Source organism: Bdellovibrio sp. ZAP7 (assembly GCF_006874645.1).
In the GTDB taxonomy this organism is placed as follows: Bacteria; Bdellovibrionota; Bdellovibrionia; order Bdellovibrionales; family Bdellovibrionaceae; genus Bdellovibrio.
This window is the reverse complement of sequence record NZ_CP030082.1, coordinates 4096244-4116353: the sequence shown is the minus strand read 5'-3', so window position 1 is coordinate 4116353 and position 20110 is coordinate 4096244. Positions and strand designations below refer to the sequence as shown.

Here is a 20110-nt window from a genome sequence, read left to right as displayed (position 1 = left end):
ATTCTCTAATGACCGCCGCCTTCGGCTTTCTTCTCTCCGCCACCGTGACCTTCGCCACCCGCAGCTCCCTCTCCGTGCCCCAAGCCCGTATCGATCGTAACTCCCGCATCTCTCATGCGAGCTTTCACATCCCAACTTCTTTTGGCATTTCTAAGCTTCTGTTCGGCCTGATAAGAGGACCATTCTTTAGGATCGGGCCATTCTTGCTTGTTCGCGTAAGCCTTTTTATAGGCCGCTTGCGCAGTTCTGGCTCGTTGTTCGACTTTGAGTTTTAAATACTCCACCTGTTGCTCGAGGCGGGTGATGGCGGCTTGTGATTCATAAATACGTTTATTGGCGTACTTAATTTGCCCGGTCTGCGGAACAACTTCCATTTTATCTTTTTCGAAACCCTCGAGTTTCTTTTTTTCTGCCTCAAGCGCTGCCGTTGCGGCTCCCACTTGCGCTTGAAGATCGGAATAAATAGGATCTTTAAGCTCGGGGTTTGGATCCGGCTTACTGCAAGCTGCGAGAGTAAAAATAAGAAGTATGGCGGTGATAAACTTCATAATTGGTATTGTTCCACGTGGAACATCGGCAAAAATGCGGAAAAACCTAAGGCGAGGTGCGAAAAACTAGTCTTTATAGTTGCACATGTGTGTAAAAAATACGAATTTTGATTATCAAGGAGGAAACGATGGCTAAAACTATCTGTATAGCTAATCAAAAGGGTGGAGTAGGTAAGACAACGACGTCTGTGAATCTCTCTTCAGCGTTGGCTACTCTTGGTAAGCGTGTTTTGTTGATCGATATGGATCCACAAGGTAATGCTTCCAGCGGTTTGGGTATCAAAAGATATGATACTCAAGATGCTAACTCATACCACGTACTCATCGGTGAAAAAACGCTGACAGAGGCTACTCATCCAACGTCTAATCCAAATCTAAAAATCTGTACGGCTAATCCTGACTTGGTGGGCGCTGAAATCGAGCTTGTAGACATGCCGCATCGTGAATACCGCTTGAAGCAAGCTGTATCCATCGTGGCTGATCAATACGATTTCGTGATCATTGATTGCCCTCCATCTTTGGGTTTGATTACTCTGAATGCTCTGAACTCTGCAGACAGCTTCCTTGTGCCTCTTCAATGTGAATACTATGCATTGGAAGGTTTGAGTCAGCTTTTGAACACTGCGGGACTAATCAAGAAGAGCCTGAATCCTTCATTGCATATTGAAGGTATCGTTCTAACAATGTTCGATGTGCGCAATAATTTGAGTCATCAAGTTGTTACTCAAATCAAAGAACACTTCGGTGAAAAAGTATTTAACGCAATTATTCCAAGAAACGTGCGACTCAGCGAAGCGCCGAGCCATGGTCAATCCATCCTTGAGTACGACAGCAAATCTATCGGTTCCGTTCGCTATCTGGAATTAGCCCACGAAGTGATCGCAAGATCAGTTCCGAAGCAGACAGAGGCGAGCCAAGTTGCAAACACGAACGCCTATGAAGGGGAAGTAAATGTCTGATACTGCTGTAGAATCCTCAAACAAAAAGAGAGGCTTGGGTCGCGGCCTGGGTTCTCTTTTGGGTGGACCTGCTAATAATGATTTAATGAATGCGCCTGCGGCATCAGCCCCTCCCGTAAAAGCTGCGCCGGCGAATTCAACAACTGTATCACCTGCGGCGACTGCTGCCGGTGCGCCTTCTGTAAATGTTGCTGCAACTGTTGCCCCTCCCGTGGATCCAGAAAGCAAAATTTGGAAAGTCGCAATCGACAAGTTGTCTCCAGGTAAATATCAACCTCGTACAACTTTTGAAAAAGAGCCGCTGCAAGAGCTTGCTCAGTCCATTAAAGAGAACGGAATTCTTCAGCCGATCGTGGCCCGCAGAACGACTTCTGGGAAACTTGAAATCGTGGCGGGTGAGCGTCGTTGGAGAGCTTCTCAACTTGCTGGGTTACATGAAGTCCCAGTTATTCTAAAGTCTTACGACGACAAACAGGCACTTGAGTTAGCAATCGTTGAGAACATTCAACGTGAAGATTTGAACCCAATTGAAGAGGCAGAAGGATATTCTCGCCTAATCACAGAGTTCAAATTGTCTCAACAACAAGTGGCTGAAAAAGTGGGCCGTGATCGCGCGACTGTTGCGAATGCGGTTCGTTTGTTGGCATTGCCAAACGAAGTAAAAGATATGATTTCTGCCAATGACCTTTCTGTTGGTCATGCAAAAGTCCTTCTTTCTTTACCAGAACCTAAAAAACAAATCGAAATGGCGAAAAAGGTCGTGAACGACAAGATCGCAGTTCGTAAATTGGAAAAAATGGTTCAAGCTATCGTTAAGGGAACAGCAGACGAATTGGAAGTTCCAACTTTCGATTCCAATGTGACTCAACGATTGATCAACGGATTAAGTGATGAACTTCAGAAAATCATGGGCACAAAAGTGAACATTGATTATTCCGGAGCTAAAGGTAAAATCAGCATTCACTTCTATTCCGACGATGAACTAACCAACTTAGTAGATAGGCTGAAAGAAGGATGGCAGTAAATATCCCACAAACTTTCCAAGAAGACGTACTTTCAGGTCATGTGACGGCGATCCTTGATCAGGGTACACATTTCGAAGGAAAGCTCAGCTTTGAAGGCACCGTACAAATTGGCGGTGATTTTAAAGGGGAAATCTTTACGAAAGATACCATCGTTATTAATGAGGGAGCCTCCGTGGCGGCCCAAGTTGAGGCCGATACTATTATTATCAGTGGCCGGGTTGAGGGAAATCTCTTTGCCCGCCGCCGAGTTATTATGCACCCACCCGCAATCTTCAAAGGTACCGTAACATCTCCAAGTTTGCGTATCGATGAGGGCGTGGTTTTTGAGGGTGCGTCCTATATGCCCAAGTCTTAAGCACCCCTGTTTTCATTAGCGCAGCCTAAATTCTCAATAGGTTTTTGACCTTGACCTTTTCTGGCTTGAAATGCTACTTCCGAGGTTCAAAAAAAACAGGGATTTCAATAAAATGGATATTTTTGGACAATTAGGCATCAACGCTACAGCCGGCATCCAGTTCGTGTTCTTTGCGATTGCTTTGTTATTCTTAACAAAATTTGTTTTCACTCCATATGCTCATGCACTTGAAGAAAGACAAAACAAAACTAAGGGTGGCGAAGATTTGGCTTTGGAATACCAAGCGAAATCAGTTGAGCTTCACTCCGAGTACGAAACAAAAATGCGTGCTCTAAACCTTGAAATCAAAAATATTGTGGATGCTTCTAAATCGGAAGCTAACAAACAGTATGAATCTGTAGTTGCTAAGTCTCGTGCAGAGGCCGATCAACACATCACTACAAACAGATCAAAAATCACTGCAGCAGTAGAGTCAGCTTCAAAAGAATTGAAAGCTCAAACACAAACTGTTGCTCTTGCAATCACATCCAAATTGTTGGGCAAATAAGAGAGAAGAAAATGAAAGTTCTTGTAAACCTTCTTATCATCCTGGCGCCTGCGATCGTTTTCGCCTCTGCGGCTGAACACGGTGGTGGTCATCACGCTGTTGAAATTCCTAAGTCAGTAATCTTTCAAGCGATCAACATCGCCATCCTAATTGGTGGTTTGATCTATTTCACAAAAGATTCGATCGTATCTTTCTTTGGTGGCAGAAAAGCAGCTTATCTTGAGGCAGCTCAAAAATCTGCATTCGCTCGCGAACAAGCGGAGCGTGAATTTGTAGACATCAAAAACAAACTTGCAAACCTTCAAAGCACTCACCAAGAGCAATTGGCGAAAGCACAGGCTCATGCGAATGATTTGAAAAATCAAATCATCGACGAGGCGGCTCAAGTTTCTAAACGCATCAAAGACGAAGCAGAGTTGACGGCTAAGCTTGAAACTCAACGCGCTCAAAAAGAATTGCGTCAACAATTGTTGGCAGATTCAGTTGAGGCGGCACGCATGGTTTTGACAAAAGACATCGGTGCTTCTGATCAACAGAAACTACAAAACGAATTCATCAATCACATCGAGGTTAGTCGATGAAAGTAAACGAAGTATCCAGAAGATATGCGAAAGCTCTTCTTGCTGTAGCTAAGCAAAAAGGCGTTCACACGAAAGTATACGCTGAATTGCAAGCGGCTGCTGATGCATTTGAAAAGGATGCAGCAGTTTCTGCGTTTTTTAAAAATCCCGTAGTATCTGCAACTCAAAAAGTAGCAGCTGTTAAAGGCGCTCTTGAGGGTAAAGGCACTTCCGAAGAAGTAGTGAACACATTGGTATTGATGGCTGAAAAAGGCCGTATCCAACTTGTTTCTGAAGTTGCTATTGCATACCGCGAATACCTTGATATCGAAGAGGGTGTTACTCGCGGAACTGTTCGTTCGGCACAACCATTGTCTGCTGACGCACAAAAAGAACTTGAGTCTAAAGTAAGCAAAACGCTTGGTAAAAAAATCGTTCTTACTTACCAACAAGATCCTAAACTTTTGGGTGGCGCTGTAGCCCAAGTTGGTGGATGGACTTTTGACGACAGCATCGAAACACATCTTAAAAAAATTAATGAAGAATTAAACAGGAGAGCCAACTAAAAATGGAAACACAAATCCGTGCCGACGAGATCAGTCGCGTTCTCAAAGAGCAAATCAATCAATACAACAAAAAGATTGAAGTAAGTGAAACAGGTAGCGTTCTTTCAGTAGGGGACGGCGTTGCTCGTATCTACGGTCTTGAAAACGCAATGGCTGGTGAGCTAGTTGAGTTCCCAGGTGAAGTTTACGGAATGGTATTGAACCTTGAAGAAGGTCACGTAGGTACCGTTTTGTTCGGTGAAGACCGCCAAATCAAAGAAGGCGACACTGTTAAAAGAACTAAAAAAATCGTTTCCGTTCCAGTTGGTGAAGCACTTCTAGGTCGCGTTGTGGACGCCCTAGGTAATGCGATCGACGGTCGTGGTCCTATCAACACGCCTCACTCACGTATCGTTGAAACTAAAGCCCCTGGTATCGTTTACCGTCACCCAGTTGAAGAGCCTCTTCAAACAGGTATCAAAGCTATCGATGCCCTTGTACCAATCGGTCGTGGTCAGCGTGAATTGATCATTGGTGACCGTCAAACTGGTAAAACGACTATCGCGGTTGACACTATTATCAACCAAAAAGGTCAAAACGTTCAGTGCTTTTACGTAGCTATCGGTCAAAAACAATCTACAGTTGCTCTAGTTGTTGAAAAACTTCGTGCAGCTGGTGCTCTTGAGTACACGACTGTTATCGCGGCAAATGCATCTGATCCAGCTCCACTTCAATACCTTGCTGCTTACTCTGGTACAGCAATGGCTGAATACTTCCGTGATACTGGCAGACATGCTCTTATCGTATACGATGACTTGACGAAACAAGCTCAAGCTTACCGTCAATTGTCTCTTCTTCTTCGTCGTCCTCCAGGACGTGAAGCTTACCCAGGCGACGTGTTCTATTGCCATAGCCGTCTTCTTGAGCGTGCTTCTAAGTTGTCAGCTGATAAAGGCGGCGGTTCTTTGACTGCATTGCCAATCATCGAAACACAAGCGGGCGATATCTCTGCATATATCCCAACAAACGTTATCTCTATCACTGACGGTCAGATCTTCCTTGAATCAGATCTATTCTACAAAGGTGTGCGTCCAGCTATCTCTGTAGGTAAATCGGTTTCTCGTGTGGGTGGTGCCGCTCAGATTAAAGCGATGAAACAAGTTGCGGGTTCTTTGAAACTTGAGCTTGCTCAGTTCCGTTCTATGGAAGCTTTCGCAGCGTTCGCATCTGACTTGGATAAAGCGTCTCAACAACAGTTGGCACGTGGTCGTCGTTTGATCGAAGTTTTGAAACAACCTCAGTACTCTCCAGTAAAAGTTGAAGAACAAATCATCATGATCTTCGCGGCTGGTAACGCGTTCGTGGATATCTATCCAGAGACAGACGTTAAGAGATACGAAAAAGAGATGATCGAGTTCTTGAAAAACAAGCACGCGGACATCATCAAGACTATCACTGAGAAGAAAGCAATCGCTGATGACACTAAAAAAGCGTTGTTGGCAGCTCTTGAAGAGTTCAAAGCTATCTTCCAACCTTCTAACAAGTAATTTGGTGCTTAAATGGCAAGCTTGAAGGATATCCGGGCTCAGATTGAGTCCACTAAAAACACCCAGCAGATCACGAAAGCTATGAAGCTCGTGTCTGCTGCAAAGTTGAGAAAGGCGCAGAATAACATCGTTAATATGCGTCCTTATGCTCTTACTTTGCGTAAGGTGATTGCGGATATCGCTGTGACTAATAAAGTTACGCACCCGTTGATGGAGAAGAAAGAACAAGTAAAGAATGTTTTGCTTGTTGTTATCACTTCTGATCGCGGTCTCTGCGGCGCTTTCAACAGCAATATCAACAAATTCACCGAGGCGTATTACAACAACAACAAAGCAAATCTTGAGAAGATTGATTTCCTTTTCATCGGTCGTCGTGGTCATGACTACTTCGCCAGAAGAGGCATCAAGCCGGTTGATTACATCACGAAGCTTGATAAGGACATCTCTTATGAGTTGGCTTCCAAAGTTGCGAATCGCGTGATGAATGATTACCTCGAAGGTGCATACGATGAAGTTCGTATCATCCATAACGAGTTCCAATCTGCAATCTCTCAAGTTGTTACGGCTGAAACTCTTCTTCCAATTGATCTTGGATTGACGACTTTCAACACAGAAGCTGAGACTGCATCAAACTTTGCTGTCGACATGATCTTCGAACCAGCTCCAGAGCAAATCATTAAAGAGTTGCTTGAAAAGCATTTCGACCTTCAGGTTTACAGATGTATGTCGGAGTCTGTTGCTGGTGAACATGGTGCTCGTATGAGCGCGATGGAGAACGCGACAAACAACGCGAAAGAGATGATTAACAAACTCACTCTGACGTACAACAAATTGAGACAAGAAAAAATTACTACAGAATTGATCGAAATCGTATCGGGCGCTGAAGCGCTTAAAGGATAGGGAGCTGAATAATGGCATTCGGTAAAGTAAAACAAGTTATGGGTCCCGTAGTGGACGTAGAATTCGAAGGCGGAGAACTTCCTGCAATCAATTCTGCTCTTCGTGTATCAAATAAATTTATCTCTGACGCTGAATACAACCTAGTTCTTGAAGTTGCCCAGCACTTGGGTGATGGCGTTGTAAGAACTATCTCAATGGACCAAACTGAAGGTTTGGTTCGTGGTGAAAAAGTTAAAGCATTGGGCACACAAATCACAGCACCAGTAGGTCGCGAAGCTTTGGGTCGTATCATCAACGTAGTTGGTGAACCAATCGACGAAATGGGCCCAGTAAACGCTAAAGAACAATGGGGCATCCACAGAACTGCTCCTAAATTCGAAGACCAAGCTACATCTGCAGCAATGTTGATGACTGGTATCAAAGTCGTAGACTTGCTAGCACCTTACGCTAAGGGTGGTAAGATCGGTTTGTTCGGTGGTGCGGGCGTTGGTAAAACGGTTCTTATCCAAGAACTTATCCGTAACATCGCTACTGAGCACGGTGGTTTCTCTGTATTCGCCGGTGTAGGTGAACGTACTCGTGAAGGTAATGACTTGTGGCAAGAGATGAAACAGTCAGGCGTATTGGCTAAGACTTCTCTAGTTTTCGGTCAAATGAATGAGCCACCAGGAGCGCGTGCGCGTGTTGCTTTGACTGGTTTGACTGTTGCTGAATACTTCCGTGACGTTGAAAACCAAGACGTTCTTTTCTTCGTTGATAACATCTTCCGCTTTACTCAAGCGGGTGCTGAAGTATCTGCGTTGTTGGGTCGTATCCCTTCAGCGGTAGGTTACCAACCAACATTGGCAACTGAGATGGGTACTCTTCAAGAGCGTATCACTTCTACTAAAAAAGGTTCGATCACTTCAGTTCAAGCGGTATACGTACCTGCCGATGACTATACGGATCCAGCTCCAGCAACTACATTTACTCACTTGGATGCGACTACGAATCTTGACCGTGATATCGCAGCTATGGCGATCTTCCCAGCGGTTCACCCATTGACGTCTACATCACGTCTTTTGGATCCAGCTGTTATCGGTGAAGAGCACTATAAATGCGCTCGTGACGTTCAAGCACTGTTGCAACGTAACCGTGAGCTACAAGATATCATCGCGATCCTTGGTATGGACGAATTGTCTGAAGCAGATAAATTGGTTGTATCTCGTTCTCGTAAAATCCAACGTTTCTTGTCTCAACCGTTCTTCGTTGCTGAGCAATTCACTGGTTTGCCAGGTAAATACGTTGATATCAAAGATACAGTTCGTGGTTTCCGCGAAATCCTTGATGGTAAACACGATGCTCTTCCTGAACAAGCGTTCTACCTTGTTGGTACAATCGAAGACGCAATCGAAAAAGCTAAGAAGTTGCAAGCGTAGTCTGAAAAGACTTCGCTTTCATAAGGCGGCCTGAAAGGGTCGCTTTTAGAAAAGGTGATTTATGTTTAAACTGACAATCGTGACTCCAGAGCGTCGTCTTCTAGTAAACCAAGAGGTTGAAGAAGTAACTGTGCCTGGTTTTAAAGGGGAACTTAATATTCTTCCTGGTCACGCGCCTCTAATCACTACACTAGGTGTTGGTGTGATGAAGTGGAGACTTAAGGGTCAAGAAAAGCAAAACCAAGCTGTTATTAGCTGGGGTTATTGCCAAGTATCCCCTGAAGGCGTGAATGTTCTAGCGAACATCGCTGACTTGCCAGAAGAAATCGATCTTGTTGCAACTAAAGAGTACCTTGCTAAGTCTGAGAAACACGTCCTTGACGAAGTTATCACAGATGCAGATTGGACTGAGTTCCAAAAAGAGTGGACTCGCGCAAGAGCGAAAATTGAAGTGGCTGAAAACGTCGCTAAAAAATAGTTCTTCTCGAAGGATAAAAATAAGAAAGGCTCAAGTTCACACTTGGGCCTTTTGTTTTTTGTAACATGTGTGCGATACTCCGCCCATGACCCGAGAATTTCGCAAAGATATCCGGGGTAGAGGCGCCAGCAGTAATATTCCGAATCGTTTTGATTCCCTCCATTTCGAAGCCGAGCCACAGGATTTTGATAACTATTTAGAAGAGGAAAAACCTCGTTTGCAGACGCAAGTTCTGAAGGATTCGTCGCGCGCTGTTTTAACTAAAAACGACAGTCCTGATATCGGATTCACTTATTCTGTAAATCCTTATCGTGGCTGTGAGCACGGGTGTATCTATTGCTATGCTCGTCCAACGCATGAGTATTTGGGAATGTCTGCGGGATTAGATTTTGAATCAAAGATCATGGTGAAAGAAAATGCGCCAGAGCTTTTAGAAGAAGCGCTGATGAAAAAATCATGGGAGCCTCAAGTGATCATGATGAGTGGCGTGACTGATTGTTATCAGCCGCTTGAGCGTGAATACAACCTGACTCGTGGATGCTTGGAAGTTTTGAATAAATTTAAAAATCCAGGCGCGATCATCACAAAGAATCATATGGTTACGCGCGATATAGATATTCTACAGGAGATGGCCAAGTACCAGGGGATCGTTGTTACTATTTCTATCACATCACTAGATGCGGACTTGATCGCTTCATTGGAACCCCGCACATCAAGACCTGCAGCGCGTTTGCGGGCGATTGAGGAATTGGCAAAAGCGGGAATTCCTGTTGGAGTGAATGTTGCTCCGGTGATTTTGGGTCTAACCGATCACGAGATGCCAGCGATACTGAAAGCGGCAGCGGATGCGGGGGCTACTTCAGCGGGTTATACGATGTTGCGATTGCCTCTTGCGGTTGCTCCACTGTTTGAAGAGTGGTTGGATGTGCATCGACCTTTGCGTAAAAGCAAAGTGATTGAAGCGGTTAAGAATGTTCGCGATGGCAAAATGTACAACTCGGAATTTGGAAATCGGATGACGGGTACTGGGCCGCGAGCAGAGCAGCTGGCGCAAGTGTTTGAAGTTTACAGTCGCAAGTACGGTTTGAATAAAAAGAATTGGAATCTGTCGGCGGCAAGCTTTCAAAGGCCACCGACGACTGAAGAAATTGCGGCACAAGCGCAACTTAGTTTTAATTTAGATTAGTTTAATTAAGAGAGACCATGGCAAAAAAGAACTTACGCAAAATTCAAATTGATCTGCGCCAGTTCGCTTTGCCATGCCCAAGAGTGGGCAGCATTGAGGCTCACTCCGGTTACGGGCAAACTCCTCGCCTGGGCCAAGAGATACATCAGAACATTCAAAGAAAAAGAATTCGCGAGATTCCAGGCTACGAAGCCGAGAAAAGACTTTCTATCGAATTTGAACGTGATCAGTACTTGTTTGTTGTCTCGGGCCGTGCAGATGGTGTGGTTGAGGGCGCAAGCTTTCAAGTTGAAGAAATCAAATCGGCTTTCGATGTTGAGTCGCTGGAACACAAACTTACAGTGGATGATAATCATCCCTATGTGTGGCAGCTTCGCACATACGGATACATTCTTTACAAGCAAATGGGTGAAGTTCCAGAGCTTAAAATGCTTTTGGTTTCTTCGCGAAACTTTAAACAGTCCGAGATCTATTTTGAATTGGATATTGAAGAATACGAGGCCTGGTTAGCGCTGCGCTTGGCAGAACTAACAGAAGAAACTAAGATCCGCGAGAAGCTATTCAAAAAGCGTGTGGCAGCAGCAGAGGATTTGAAGTTTCCGTTTACTTCACCACGTCCTGGGCAGACTGAATTAATTGAAAATATACAGTTGGGATTCATCGAGGAAAAATCGATGGTCATTCAGGCACCGACAGGCTTGGGTAAGACGATTGGTGTTTTATATCCTTCCCTGAAGGACTCTTTGGCGCGTGGACAAAAGGTGATCTATGTGACACCAAAGAACTCCCAGCATCAGGTGGCCGAAGAAGCAGTTGAAAAACTGCAGGATCAGGGCGCATCAATCAGACCCCTGACAATCACGGCGAAAAGTAAGATGTGTTTTAAGGCCGAACCTTTATGCAATCCGCAGTACTGTGAATTTGCTAAGGACTATTACAAAAAACTGGCAGAGAATGATCTGGTTAACAAAGTTACGAAGCTTCGCTCTTTGAGCCAGGGAAAACTTCAAGAGTTGGGTGAGCAGTACCAAGTGTGCCCTTTTGAATTGTCTTTAGAGGCGATCGAAAGAGCAGACGTGGTCATAGCTGACTATAACTATGTTTTTTCAACCAGAAGTCTATTAGGACGTTTAGAGCTTCCTTTAATGGAGCCCACTCAAAAAGCAAATCTGGTAATCGATGAAGCTCATAATTTGCCGGCACGGGCACAAGACTATTTTTCACCAGCGATTTCAACGCGGGATCTGCAGAACATCATTCCGTCGCTAGGAAAAATCAATATCCGCCTTCAAAAGCGGGCGCAGATACTTTGCGAAGAAGCGATCGAGCTGATTGAAACCTATCGTGGTGAGTCTCGTACTGTGGTTATTGATTTTGATCCGGTCTTTGAGCTTGAGTCCAGAATGCGTGAGTTTTTGGGCGAATATCTGGAAGCCGACATCGAGATTCAAACGCAAGACGGGGTCTTGCGTCTGGTGAATATGTGGAGCGACTTTGCACAAGCTCTCGAACTCCAGGGCCCTGAATTTTTTCAGACATACCAAAAGAATCGTCTATTTGGCGAAATCAACGAGACCCTGAAGGTGACTTGTTGTGATGCCTCTAGACACTTAAATGAAATTTATAAATCATTTAAAAACGTTGTCGCATTTTCTGCGACGTTAAAGCCGTTTACCTATTCCATGAAACTTTTGGGTTTTGACGAGATTACGACCAAGTGCCTTGAATTCGTTTCTCCATTTCCGAAAGAACATCGCAAGATTTTGCTAATTCCCCAAATCTCGACAAAGTTTAAAGATCGTCCGATGAACGCGCCAAAGATTGCCCAGGCTATGGAAAAGATTATGGCGGTAAAGCCCGGAAACTATATTGCACTCTTCCCCAGCTTCGAGTTCATGAAGGATGTTGAGGGACATCTGCGAGACAGTTCCTATCAAAGATTAGTTCAGCATCGTGAAATGAAAGCCGCACGGGTCGACGACTTCCTGTCATTTATGAAGAATGCAGATAAGCCAACTTTGCTATTGGCTGTGCAGGGTGGAATCTTTTCTGAAGGCGTCGATTTTCCGGGTGATATGCTAATTGGTGCTTTCGTGGTTGGACCCGCGCTGCCTAATTTTGATTTTGAGCGCGAACAAATTCGCCAGTATTACGAGCGTTCCTATGATAAAGGCCAAGCATTCAATTACACCTATGTCTATCCCGCCATGGCGAAGACGATTCAATCCGCGGGCCGGGTGATTCGCTCTGAAAATGACAAGGGAATTATCGTCTTGATGGATTCCAGATTTTTAGAGACAACGTACTCCGAAACCATGCCCCAAGGCTGGTTTGAGCAAGGTGCCCAGGAATTGGTCTCAGGAAAAATCATTTCTGACGTGACCGATTTTTGGAAGAGCATTGAAACTAATTCTGAGAGTGAAATCGAAGCGTGAAGTTAACTGAAATGCCCATTTTCTTTTTTGATCTGCAGACCACGGGAGCAAAACCCGAGAATGGCGCTGCCATTTTGGAAATGGCTTGGACATCTGTTAGTGGAAACACGGAAGCAAGCCTGATTAAACTTCCGAATGACGAGAAGATTCCATATCGCATTCAAATGATCACAGGAATTTATAACGACGATATGGATGCAGCTAATCCTGCTGATGCTGTATTTGCGTCCTTAGAAGAGAAATTTGCGAATCATCGTTGCGTTATTCATTTTGCGCAGTTTGAAAAACCATTTCTGTCGCATCAATACGCACAATTCGACAAAGAGTTTCCTTTCGAAATTATTTGCACCCATGAAATTGCGAAAAGACTTTTTCCTAACTTGCCTACTCGGGGAATTAAGGGTTTAGCCGGATACTTTGGTTATCCCACTCAAGATTTAAAAAGAGCGGCCCAACAAACATCTGCTACCCAAGCCATTTGGACGAGCCTGGTGGCAGAACTCGCTAAGATTGATATTGAAACGTGGGAACAACTTCAAGAATGGCTGCAGGTCACTCCCAAGATTAAAAAAACCAAGTACGAATACCCGCTGCAAAAAGATAAACGCCTGACTTTGCCAGATCAGCCTGGCGTCTATCGCATGATCAGCAAGTGGGATGAGATCTTATACGTCGGTAAGGCGACTTCCCTTAAAGATCGCGTGAATAGTTATTTCCGTGGTCAGAAAAATCGCGATTCGCGCAAACTCGAAATGCTGACCCAGGTTTATGATTTGCGTGTGACGGTTTGCGGAAGTCCGCTGGAAGCAGCATTGCTGGAAACTGATGAAATTAAAAAATGGGATCCTCGCTATAATATTTCATTAAAGGCAGGCCATCGCAATGTGGTCTTCTTTAATCGCGAAATGACGCACATTGATTTTGAACAAAGTGCAGAGTTTAATATCGGTCCTTTTTCAAGCAGTCTCGTGTTTGATTCGATTCGCAACCTTCGTGATTGCCTTGTAAACGGTAAGTTTCATGACAATGTTTTTTACGAACCCATCGATGCAGCATTAGTCGAAGAGGGATTTAAGTTGTTCTGCGAGCGCAATTCATTTACTCCTGAGATCTTTAAATCAGTCCGTAATATGCTGGCGTTGGGCCTTTGGTGGAATCGCCAATATGACTTGTTGGATGACGAAGAGGAGCTTGGAGACGAAGCGACTGAAGAGTCTAAAGAAGAATTATCAGCAGATGAAGTTGATGAGTTGATAGAACTTACCGCGGTTGATATCGCAGATAAGATTGAAAGACATATCATGCGTGCAGGACGCACCTATGTCCGAGCTAAAGCGCTGACTAAAATTTTGAATGCGGATATTTCATATAAGCCAGCGACGTCCGAGCAGCAAGACCCTTATCATGTGCAGGTCCGCGGCGGACACATTGTCCAGGAGGCACATGGAGGCCGCATTCCAAAGATTTCACTTTGGAACGGATTGAACATCGATACCTATGATCGCATGAGTGTTCTTTTGATGGAGCTTGGCAAAATCCGCACCCAAGAGGGCGAAGTCGAAATTCACTATCGCTAGGGATTCCAGGCAAAATTTTCAGATTCGGAACTTAGAATTTCCAGAAAATGTTCTGCAACCTTTTTTCCCGAATCTTTGTGATTGAAGTAAAGTTGGATTAACTTGCGATACCCATGTTCCTTGGGAACGAGTCCTGGTGAACCTAAGTTAACCACGACGGCGCTTTTCTTAATTTCAACCGGAAGCATCTTTAACAGGCGAGCCGTCTTCGGGCCCGTCACAGCCATCAAAATGACATTACAGCGCGACGATTTGTTAACCGCAGTAACGTCGGTAACTTTCGAAGTTCCGAAAAGCTGTTTGGTAATAACTTTCTCTTGAGATGCTGATTTAAAGCTATCTAAAAACTCTTTTGACGGTGAATACGCGCAGACTTTGCCGGTTGCAGCCGCAGGAGTGCGCGCATTGGCGCGGGCTTCTGGCAGAGATTTAGTCAGTAAGTTTGTTTTAATATTTTCAGTTAAAACTTTATCCTCGAGCTCCACATAGTCTTGCGAACTTAAGGTGTCACCGGCTATCAATGACGGGAGATTCGGATCGCGACGATAAATATTTGCGAAGGCTTTTGTAACAAGAATGCGATGGAGCTTTTGATTTAAAGAATCGATCGGGAATCTGCCATCTTCTACGGCGGTTTTAACAGTCTTCATGGCGCGCTCCTGATCCGGAACAGACCAAGTCATCATCACAATGTCAGCTCCTGCCAGCAGGGCTTTCAGGGCGGCAAGGTCCGTGCGCAAAACCTCCTTAGATCCTTTCATCTGCAAATCATCAGTGACTACGAGGCCCTTGTATTTCAAATCATTTCGTAAAAGTTCTGTTGATATCTTTGAGGAAAAACTTGCAGGCAGTCGTTTTGGGTCAAGTGCAGGATAGATCGAATGCGATAACATCACAGCGACATTCGTACCCAGTGACGAATAACCTTCAAACGGAACAAGGTCCTTCTTTTTTAAATCATTTTCAGAGGCCGCATTATTCACAATAGTACTATGGGGATCTGCCTTGATATTTCCTGTGCCCGGAAAATGTTTGGCGGTTGGAATAACTTTAGAACGCAGAAGACCTTTTGCGTAGGCTGTGCCAATTTCCTTCACTAGATTGGGATCAGAACCAAAAGAACGGACACCGATAAAGCTGGTGCTGTAAGGATCTGCGATATCCAATACCGGGGCGAGGTTCATGTTAAAACCCACTTCGCGCAAGAACAACCCAGTTTGATATCCCATCTCTTCAGAAAGCTCGGTCGATTGAGTTTGGCCAATGGCTAAGGCATTCGGGGGACTCGGTTGAATTGGTAACCGAGAAACGGCTCCGCCTTCTTGATCAATTGCGATGAGTGGCGGAAGCTTTGTTGATTGGTAAGAAATTTTGTAAAGGTCCTCGTTTAATTTTTTAACCTGCTCAAGAGAAACGATATTTCTTTTAAACAACAAAAAGGCGCCTGGTTTATAATCGCCAATAAATTTTTCCAGGTCTTTATTGGTCTTAGTGTAAGGAAAACCTACGATGAACAATTGTCCTACTTTTTCCTGGAGACTCATTTTAGAAATTTTAAGATCGATGATTTCATCAAGACTTTTACTTGGGGCCGGATTGCTTTGAGCTAGAACAAGGGCGGGAAATGCAAAAAACAAAAGAGTATTACTCAAAATTCTGAAGATTTCCCTGATATACTTATTCATAGGTCTTAGAATATCATTCGCCTCGAGTGGGAATAGACAAGATTTGAGTTACAGCATGAAATTGCACCTTAGTCCTATAATCCAAATCAAAGCACTGGTGTCGCTGGTGTTGATCCTCATGACATCGTTTGCTTCGGCCGCAACGCCCGAAGAAGAAGGTCTGGTTGAGGTCTATAGTCCTGAATCTTTGGTGGAACTTCACATACGCCAGGACAATCTTGCGGACTATAAAACTCGCCGCGAAACTCACGGGATCTATTTCGGTTTGGAGTATGAAAACTATGTTCCTAGCAGCTTCGTTTCCCTAAACGACGGAAAAACATATCAAGAGCTTTTCAATGGTGAAGCGATCCCTATTTTCAATTTAGCTTTGGATTATAAATACAACTTTGCGCTGGGTTCTTTGGCATTAGGTGTTTCTGCAGGCATGGGGAGTATCGAAGACGATCGCAGTGGTGATAAGCGTACTTTGGAAATCACGAAGTACATGGGAACTTTGAAGTTCACGCTGGATAATATCTTGAAAGAACCGTATGTGGCTCCTTATGTCGGCATGTCGATGTATCAAATGAGCCTTAATGATAAGTCCACGACTAACACGGTAAGCGAAAGTCCACCGATGGGTTATGCTTACACATTTGGTTTGCTACTGCAGCTTGATTGGATGGACTACGACGCTGCAAAAAATGCGACGTTTAACTACGGCCTTGAAAATACCTTCATCGATGTCTTTATGACTCAGTATTTAGCTTCTGGTGGAGAAGAAGATGCCAACATGGAATCCGATCCGATTTGGGGCGTCGGCCTGCGCATGGAATTCTAAATCAGACTTAAAAGTCTTTCCATTTCCTCGTGAACTGCTGACCACGAGATATTTGCCATTTTGATATTCAGGCGATTATCAGGAGTGATGGAATATTTTTTTGCTTCCTTCATCGCCAATTGAATCACACGTGTTGGATCTAATTTTGTTTTTTCGGTGAATACTAATGAGATCGAAGTAACACCCGCGCTGATATCGCGAACACCAAGTTCCTTACACTGACGACGAATGAGCATCAGACCCATTAAATTCAATGTTTGATCGGGGATTGGTCCGAACTGATCGCGCAGTTCTTCTTCAATTCTATCGAGATCTTCATTAGAAGTGATTTCGGCAAGTGCCTTATAGTAGCCCAAGCGGATGCGAATGTCTTTGATATATGCATCAGGGATTAAAGCTGGGATCTTAAGATTGATTTCAGGATCAAGCTCCATATCTTCAACTTTTTCACCCTTAGCTTCGGCCAAGGCTTCATTTAAAAGATCCATATATAGTTCATAACCGACAGAGTTTACGTGCCCCGATTGTTCCTCGCCCAGAATATTTCCGGAACCGCGAAGTTCTAAATCGTACTGCGCGATCTTAATACCACTGCCCAGAGCGGTGTTCTCTTGAATGATTTTTAAGCGTTCTTGTTGCTCTTTATCGAGCTTGCGGTTTCGCGGCATCATTAAATAGCAATAGGCACGGGTTTTTGAACGACCCACGCGACCACGCAATTGATAAAGCTGAGACAAACCAAACATGTGGGCGGAATCAATGAACATTGTATTTGCACGCGGTACGTCCATTCCGGATTCGACGATCGCTGTACAAATTAAAACGTCAATCTCGTGATGGAAGAATGAAAGCATCGCTTTTTCGAGTTCGTGCTCCTCCATCTGACCGTGGGCGACTTTAATACGTGCCTCAGGGACGATGCTTCTGATTTCGTCAGCCAACCCATAGATGGATTCGATACGATTATGAATAAAGTAAACCTGGCCACCGCGAGAAATCTCCGCAGTAATCGCCTTGCGAATAGTTTCTTCATCAAACTTAGTAACAAAAGTACGAGTCGGCAAACGATCCACTGGTGCGGTGTTGATAAGACTTAAATCCCGAATACCAACCAGTGCCATATTTAAAGTTCGGGGAATCGGTGTTGCCGACAACGTGAGGGTATCAACACTGGTTTTAATTTTTTTGATTTTTTCTTTGTGAGTAACGCCGAACTTTTGCTCTTCATCGATAATTAGAAGTCCCAAGTCCTTAAATCCAATGGAGCTTCCTAAAAGCTTGTGAGTACCTACGATGATATCGACTTTACCGTCCTTAATATCTTGAATTGTTTTTTTTGATTCAGCCGGCGTTATAAATCTGTTCAGAACGCGAATATCAACAGGCCAGCCTTCAAAGCGTTTTTTAAATGTTTCAAAGTGTTGGAAAGTCAGAACGGTTGTAGGAGCAAGAATCGCGACTTGACGACGAGCCTGGACAGCAAAGAAAGCTGCCCGCATTGCGACTTCCGTTTTACCAAATCCAACGTCGCCACAGACTAAGCGGTCCATAGGCTTTGTGGATTTTAAATCGCTCAGGATATCGCCGATGGCACGCAACTGATCATTAGTTTCTTCGTAAGGGAAGCCATTTTCGAAAAGTTGAATTTCATTTTCTTTAAAATCAAATGGTGGGCGGTGCATCTCTGCACGTTTTGCATAAAGTGCTAACAGGTCGGCGGCGATATCGCGAACGTGGGATTTAACTTTTGCTTTGGTTTTTTCCCAGGCAGTTCCACCTAGTTTATCCAAAACAGTCGTGGCACCAGCTCCAGAGAACTTTTGCAACTGTCCCACGCGGTAGACAGGCAGATAAAGCTTATCCTTATCTTTAAAGCCGACTTGAATGAACTCAGACTCCACTCCGCCGATCGCCATGATCTTAAGACCCTCATAGATCCCAACACCGTGTTTAACGTGAACAACTAAATCACCGGGTTTTAAATCACCAAATGCCAGGCGCTTAGCCTGCTTTTGAAAGTCTTGGGCGGCCGTGGATTCACGGCTGCGCATTTTCTTGCCGTAAAAATCTTCATCGCGTAGAAAGATCACGCGCTCTTCGTCAAGTCTTAAGCTGTCAGATAGATAGCGGCTTACGATATGAACAAGGTGCTTGTCTGAATCCTGATCTTGCAGCCACGTATCCCATTTATATTCATCCTGCCCACAACGTACGGCTTTCAGTTCTAGTTTTTCAAATATCAATGACAGACGATCAATGTGGGATTGATTCTTGGTGCTGACGAAAATGCGGTAGCCGTCATCTCGCCACTTATGAAGTTTGTTCGTTGCAGCCTGAAGCCACAACTCAGAACCGACGGGATTAGAATTAGAAAGATTAGAAAAATCCTGAGTCAGAGATGTGCGATACTCGACATGAGCCTCTGCTGCATTGTCGGCATCCAGGTATTCTAAAGTTGAGAAATAAATCTGACGGCTGTTTTCGGGATAAGTAATGGTTTCAAAATTTTGAAACAACAAATCCATGTCAGGACGAATCACATGACTTGAGCTCGTCGCATAGTCCGCTTTAAGCTCGGCCATGTTTTCGTCGGCACTTCTGGAGATCTCTACTGGATCCAGGAACCACACATTGATGGGATTTGGAAAATGGTCCACAGGACTTGCCGGCTCTCCGTAAAAATACGGCAACAAGAACTCGATTCCCGGAAAAGAATTCTTTAAAACCAACGAGCGTAACATTTCATCGGCCTCGGCTTTTTCAACCGGGCGGTCATCGATGTTCGCGCGCACTCTTTGCAAAAGTCGTTCATGAGTTTCATCGCGGAATAGAATTTCGCGAGCGGGCGTCAGTACGAAAGATTTGATTTCATCTGAGCTGCGCTGATCATCGACGCTAAAGTGGCGAAGAGTTTCAACTTGATCGCCGAATAAATCTAAACGAACGGGTGCATCTTCGCTTGGTGGGAAAATATCAACGATACCTCCACGTAAAGCATACTGACCCTTGTCTTCAACCATCGGTGCGGAAACATACCCCAAAGAGTTCAAATAATCGGCGATGTCTTCCGGCAACTCATCGCCAACTGACAGGGTTCGCGAGTTTTCTTTGAGAATTTTGACCGGAATTGTTTTCTGAACCAGCGCGTCAGGTGATGCGATGAAGATTTCTCCGGCCTTTGCAGCCTGTGCTTTCGCGAGAAAACGCACACGATCCGCGGCAGATCTCGTGTTTGGATAGAGACCTGAATACGCGGAAACATCAAATGCCGGTAGAACTGTGCTCTGACGAAGTGGGTCAAAGAACTGTAGGAGTTGCTGTAATTTCAGTGCTTCTGCCTGACTGCCAACTACAACTAAGTGCGGCAAGCCGTTGATTTTTTTAGAGTAAGTCTGAGACAAAAAGAAAGCCAACGCGAGCGGAGAAGAAGCTCCGGTCACTTGAATTTTTCCGCGGGTTGTTTCGAAGGCGCGATCAAGTATCGATTCGAGCCTTGTATGAGTCATTTCGGCTTTCATTTTG

The 20110-nt window shown here is 44.5% G+C and carries 17 protein-coding genes; 14 read left to right on the top strand and 3 right to left on the bottom strand.

The genetic code is table 11. The features are described from left to right. Nucleotides 1-5: 5 nt before the first annotated feature. A complete protein-coding gene (locus DOM22_RS19765) occupies nucleotides 6-548 on the bottom strand; it encodes a hypothetical protein (RefSeq protein WP_210415655.1) in 543 nt (180 codons plus the stop codon). Between the two features lie 128 nt (nucleotides 549-676). On the opposite strand from DOM22_RS19765, the gene DOM22_RS19760 reads away from it, so the two are divergent. The 13 genes from DOM22_RS19760 to DOM22_RS19700 all read left to right on the top strand — a co-directional run bounded on the left by DOM22_RS19760 (nucleotide 677) and on the right by DOM22_RS19700 (nucleotide 14080). After that, nucleotides 677-1507: a ParA family protein gene (locus tag DOM22_RS19760; protein ID WP_142702026.1), complete on the top strand. Its 831-nt coding sequence runs from the start codon at nucleotides 677-679 to the stop codon at nucleotides 1505-1507. Then, nucleotides 1500-2531 (top strand): ParB/RepB/Spo0J family partition protein, encoded by a 1032-nt coding sequence (locus DOM22_RS19755; protein ID WP_142702025.1) that lies wholly within the window; start codon nucleotides 1500-1502, stop codon nucleotides 2529-2531. The genes DOM22_RS19760 and DOM22_RS19755 overlap by 8 nt, the downstream gene beginning before the upstream one ends. Continuing rightward, on the top strand, nucleotides 2522-2887 hold the full coding sequence (locus DOM22_RS19750) for a polymer-forming cytoskeletal protein (RefSeq protein ID WP_142702024.1): 366 nt from the start codon (nucleotides 2522-2524) through the stop codon (nucleotides 2885-2887). Before DOM22_RS19755 ends, DOM22_RS19750 begins: the two co-directional genes overlap by 10 nt. 112 nt (nucleotides 2888-2999) lie before the next feature. Continuing rightward, the gene (locus DOM22_RS19745) at nucleotides 3000-3434 is read left to right on the top strand and encodes an ATP synthase F0 subunit B (protein WP_142702023.1); all 435 of its coding nucleotides are present in this window, start codon (nucleotides 3000-3002) and stop codon (nucleotides 3432-3434) included. Between the two features lie 11 nt (nucleotides 3435-3445). Beyond that, nucleotides 3446-4015 (top strand): ATP synthase F0 subunit B, encoded by a 570-nt coding sequence (locus tag DOM22_RS19740; protein WP_142702022.1) that lies wholly within the window; start codon nucleotides 3446-3448, stop codon nucleotides 4013-4015. Continuing rightward, the gene (gene atpH, locus DOM22_RS19735) at nucleotides 4012-4560 is read left to right on the top strand and encodes an ATP synthase F1 subunit delta (RefSeq protein ID WP_142702021.1); all 549 of its coding nucleotides are present in this window, start codon (nucleotides 4012-4014) and stop codon (nucleotides 4558-4560) included. Before DOM22_RS19740 ends, atpH begins: the two co-directional genes overlap by 4 nt. A gap of 2 nt (nucleotides 4561-4562) precedes the next feature. Next, entirely contained in the window at nucleotides 4563-6086 is a 1524-nt protein-coding gene (atpA, locus tag DOM22_RS19730) for a F0F1 ATP synthase subunit alpha (protein WP_142702020.1), read from the top strand. A 12-nt stretch (nucleotides 6087-6098) separates the two neighbouring features. Then, entirely contained in the window at nucleotides 6099-6986 is an 888-nt protein-coding gene (gene atpG / locus DOM22_RS19725) for an ATP synthase F1 subunit gamma (RefSeq protein ID WP_142702019.1), read from the top strand. Between the two features lie 11 nt (nucleotides 6987-6997). After that, nucleotides 6998-8404, top strand: coding sequence for a F0F1 ATP synthase subunit beta (atpD, locus tag DOM22_RS19720; RefSeq protein WP_142702018.1), 1407 nt, complete (start codon nucleotides 6998-7000; stop codon nucleotides 8402-8404). 61 nt (nucleotides 8405-8465) lie between these two features. Continuing rightward, nucleotides 8466-8882 (top strand): ATP synthase F1 subunit epsilon, encoded by a 417-nt coding sequence (atpC, locus tag DOM22_RS19715; RefSeq protein WP_142702017.1) that lies wholly within the window; start codon nucleotides 8466-8468, stop codon nucleotides 8880-8882. Nucleotides 8883-8967: 85 nt separating this feature from the next. Further along, nucleotides 8968-10068: a PA0069 family radical SAM protein gene (locus DOM22_RS19710; protein WP_142702016.1), complete on the top strand. Its 1101-nt coding sequence runs from the start codon at nucleotides 8968-8970 to the stop codon at nucleotides 10066-10068. Between the two features lie 17 nt (nucleotides 10069-10085). Next, nucleotides 10086-12503, top strand: coding sequence for an ATP-dependent DNA helicase (locus DOM22_RS19705; protein ID WP_142702015.1), 2418 nt, complete (start codon nucleotides 10086-10088; stop codon nucleotides 12501-12503). Continuing rightward, entirely contained in the window at nucleotides 12500-14080 is a 1581-nt protein-coding gene (locus DOM22_RS19700) for an exonuclease domain-containing protein (RefSeq protein ID WP_246845768.1), read from the top strand. Before DOM22_RS19705 ends, DOM22_RS19700 begins: the two co-directional genes overlap by 4 nt. On the opposite strand, the gene DOM22_RS19695 is transcribed toward DOM22_RS19700, so the two are convergent. Continuing rightward, a complete protein-coding gene (locus tag DOM22_RS19695; protein WP_142702014.1) occupies nucleotides 14077-15765 on the bottom strand; it encodes a glycoside hydrolase family 3 protein in 1689 nt (562 codons plus the stop codon). The two genes, DOM22_RS19700 and DOM22_RS19695, sit on opposite strands and share 4 nt — an antisense overlap. 55 nt (nucleotides 15766-15820) lie before the next feature. On the opposite strand from DOM22_RS19695, the gene DOM22_RS19690 reads away from it, so the two are divergent. Beyond that, nucleotides 15821-16588: a hypothetical protein gene (locus DOM22_RS19690; protein WP_142702013.1), complete on the top strand. Its 768-nt coding sequence runs from the start codon at nucleotides 15821-15823 to the stop codon at nucleotides 16586-16588. On the opposite strand, the gene mfd is transcribed toward DOM22_RS19690, so the two are convergent. After that, a complete protein-coding gene (gene mfd / locus DOM22_RS19685; RefSeq protein WP_142702012.1) occupies nucleotides 16585-20106 on the bottom strand; it encodes a transcription-repair coupling factor in 3522 nt (1173 codons plus the stop codon). The two genes, DOM22_RS19690 and mfd, sit on opposite strands and share 4 nt — an antisense overlap. Between the last annotated feature and the right edge of the window lie 4 nt (nucleotides 20107-20110).

Coding starts and splice junctions, on each gene's coding strand:
- DOM22_RS19765 (WP_210415655.1), bottom strand. CDS start 548: ATGAAGTTTATCACCGCCATACTTCTTATTTTTACTCTCGCAGCTTGC.
- DOM22_RS19760 (WP_142702026.1), top strand. CDS start 677: ATGGCTAAAACTATCTGTATAGCTAATCAAAAGGGTGGAGTAGGTAAG.
- DOM22_RS19755 (WP_142702025.1), top strand. CDS start 1,500: ATGTCTGATACTGCTGTAGAATCCTCAAACAAAAAGAGAGGCTTGGGT.
- DOM22_RS19750 (WP_142702024.1), top strand. CDS start 2,522: ATGGCAGTAAATATCCCACAAACTTTCCAAGAAGACGTACTTTCAGGT.
- DOM22_RS19745 (WP_142702023.1), top strand. CDS start 3,000: ATGGATATTTTTGGACAATTAGGCATCAACGCTACAGCCGGCATCCAG.
- DOM22_RS19740 (WP_142702022.1), top strand. CDS start 3,446: ATGAAAGTTCTTGTAAACCTTCTTATCATCCTGGCGCCTGCGATCGTT.
- atpH (WP_142702021.1), top strand. CDS start 4,012: ATGAAAGTAAACGAAGTATCCAGAAGATATGCGAAAGCTCTTCTTGCT.
- atpA (WP_142702020.1), top strand. CDS start 4,563: ATGGAAACACAAATCCGTGCCGACGAGATCAGTCGCGTTCTCAAAGAG.
- atpG (WP_142702019.1), top strand. CDS start 6,099: ATGGCAAGCTTGAAGGATATCCGGGCTCAGATTGAGTCCACTAAAAAC.
- atpD (WP_142702018.1), top strand. CDS start 6,998: ATGGCATTCGGTAAAGTAAAACAAGTTATGGGTCCCGTAGTGGACGTA.
- atpC (WP_142702017.1), top strand. CDS start 8,466: ATGTTTAAACTGACAATCGTGACTCCAGAGCGTCGTCTTCTAGTAAAC.
- DOM22_RS19710 (WP_142702016.1), top strand. CDS start 8,968: ATGACCCGAGAATTTCGCAAAGATATCCGGGGTAGAGGCGCCAGCAGT.
- DOM22_RS19705 (WP_142702015.1), top strand. CDS start 10,086: ATGGCAAAAAAGAACTTACGCAAAATTCAAATTGATCTGCGCCAGTTC.
- DOM22_RS19695 (WP_142702014.1), bottom strand. CDS start 15,765: ATGAATAAGTATATCAGGGAAATCTTCAGAATTTTGAGTAATACTCTT.
- DOM22_RS19690 (WP_142702013.1), top strand. CDS start 15,821: ATGAAATTGCACCTTAGTCCTATAATCCAAATCAAAGCACTGGTGTCG.
- mfd (WP_142702012.1), bottom strand. CDS start 20,106: ATGAAAGCCGAAATGACTCATACAAGGCTCGAATCGATACTTGATCGC.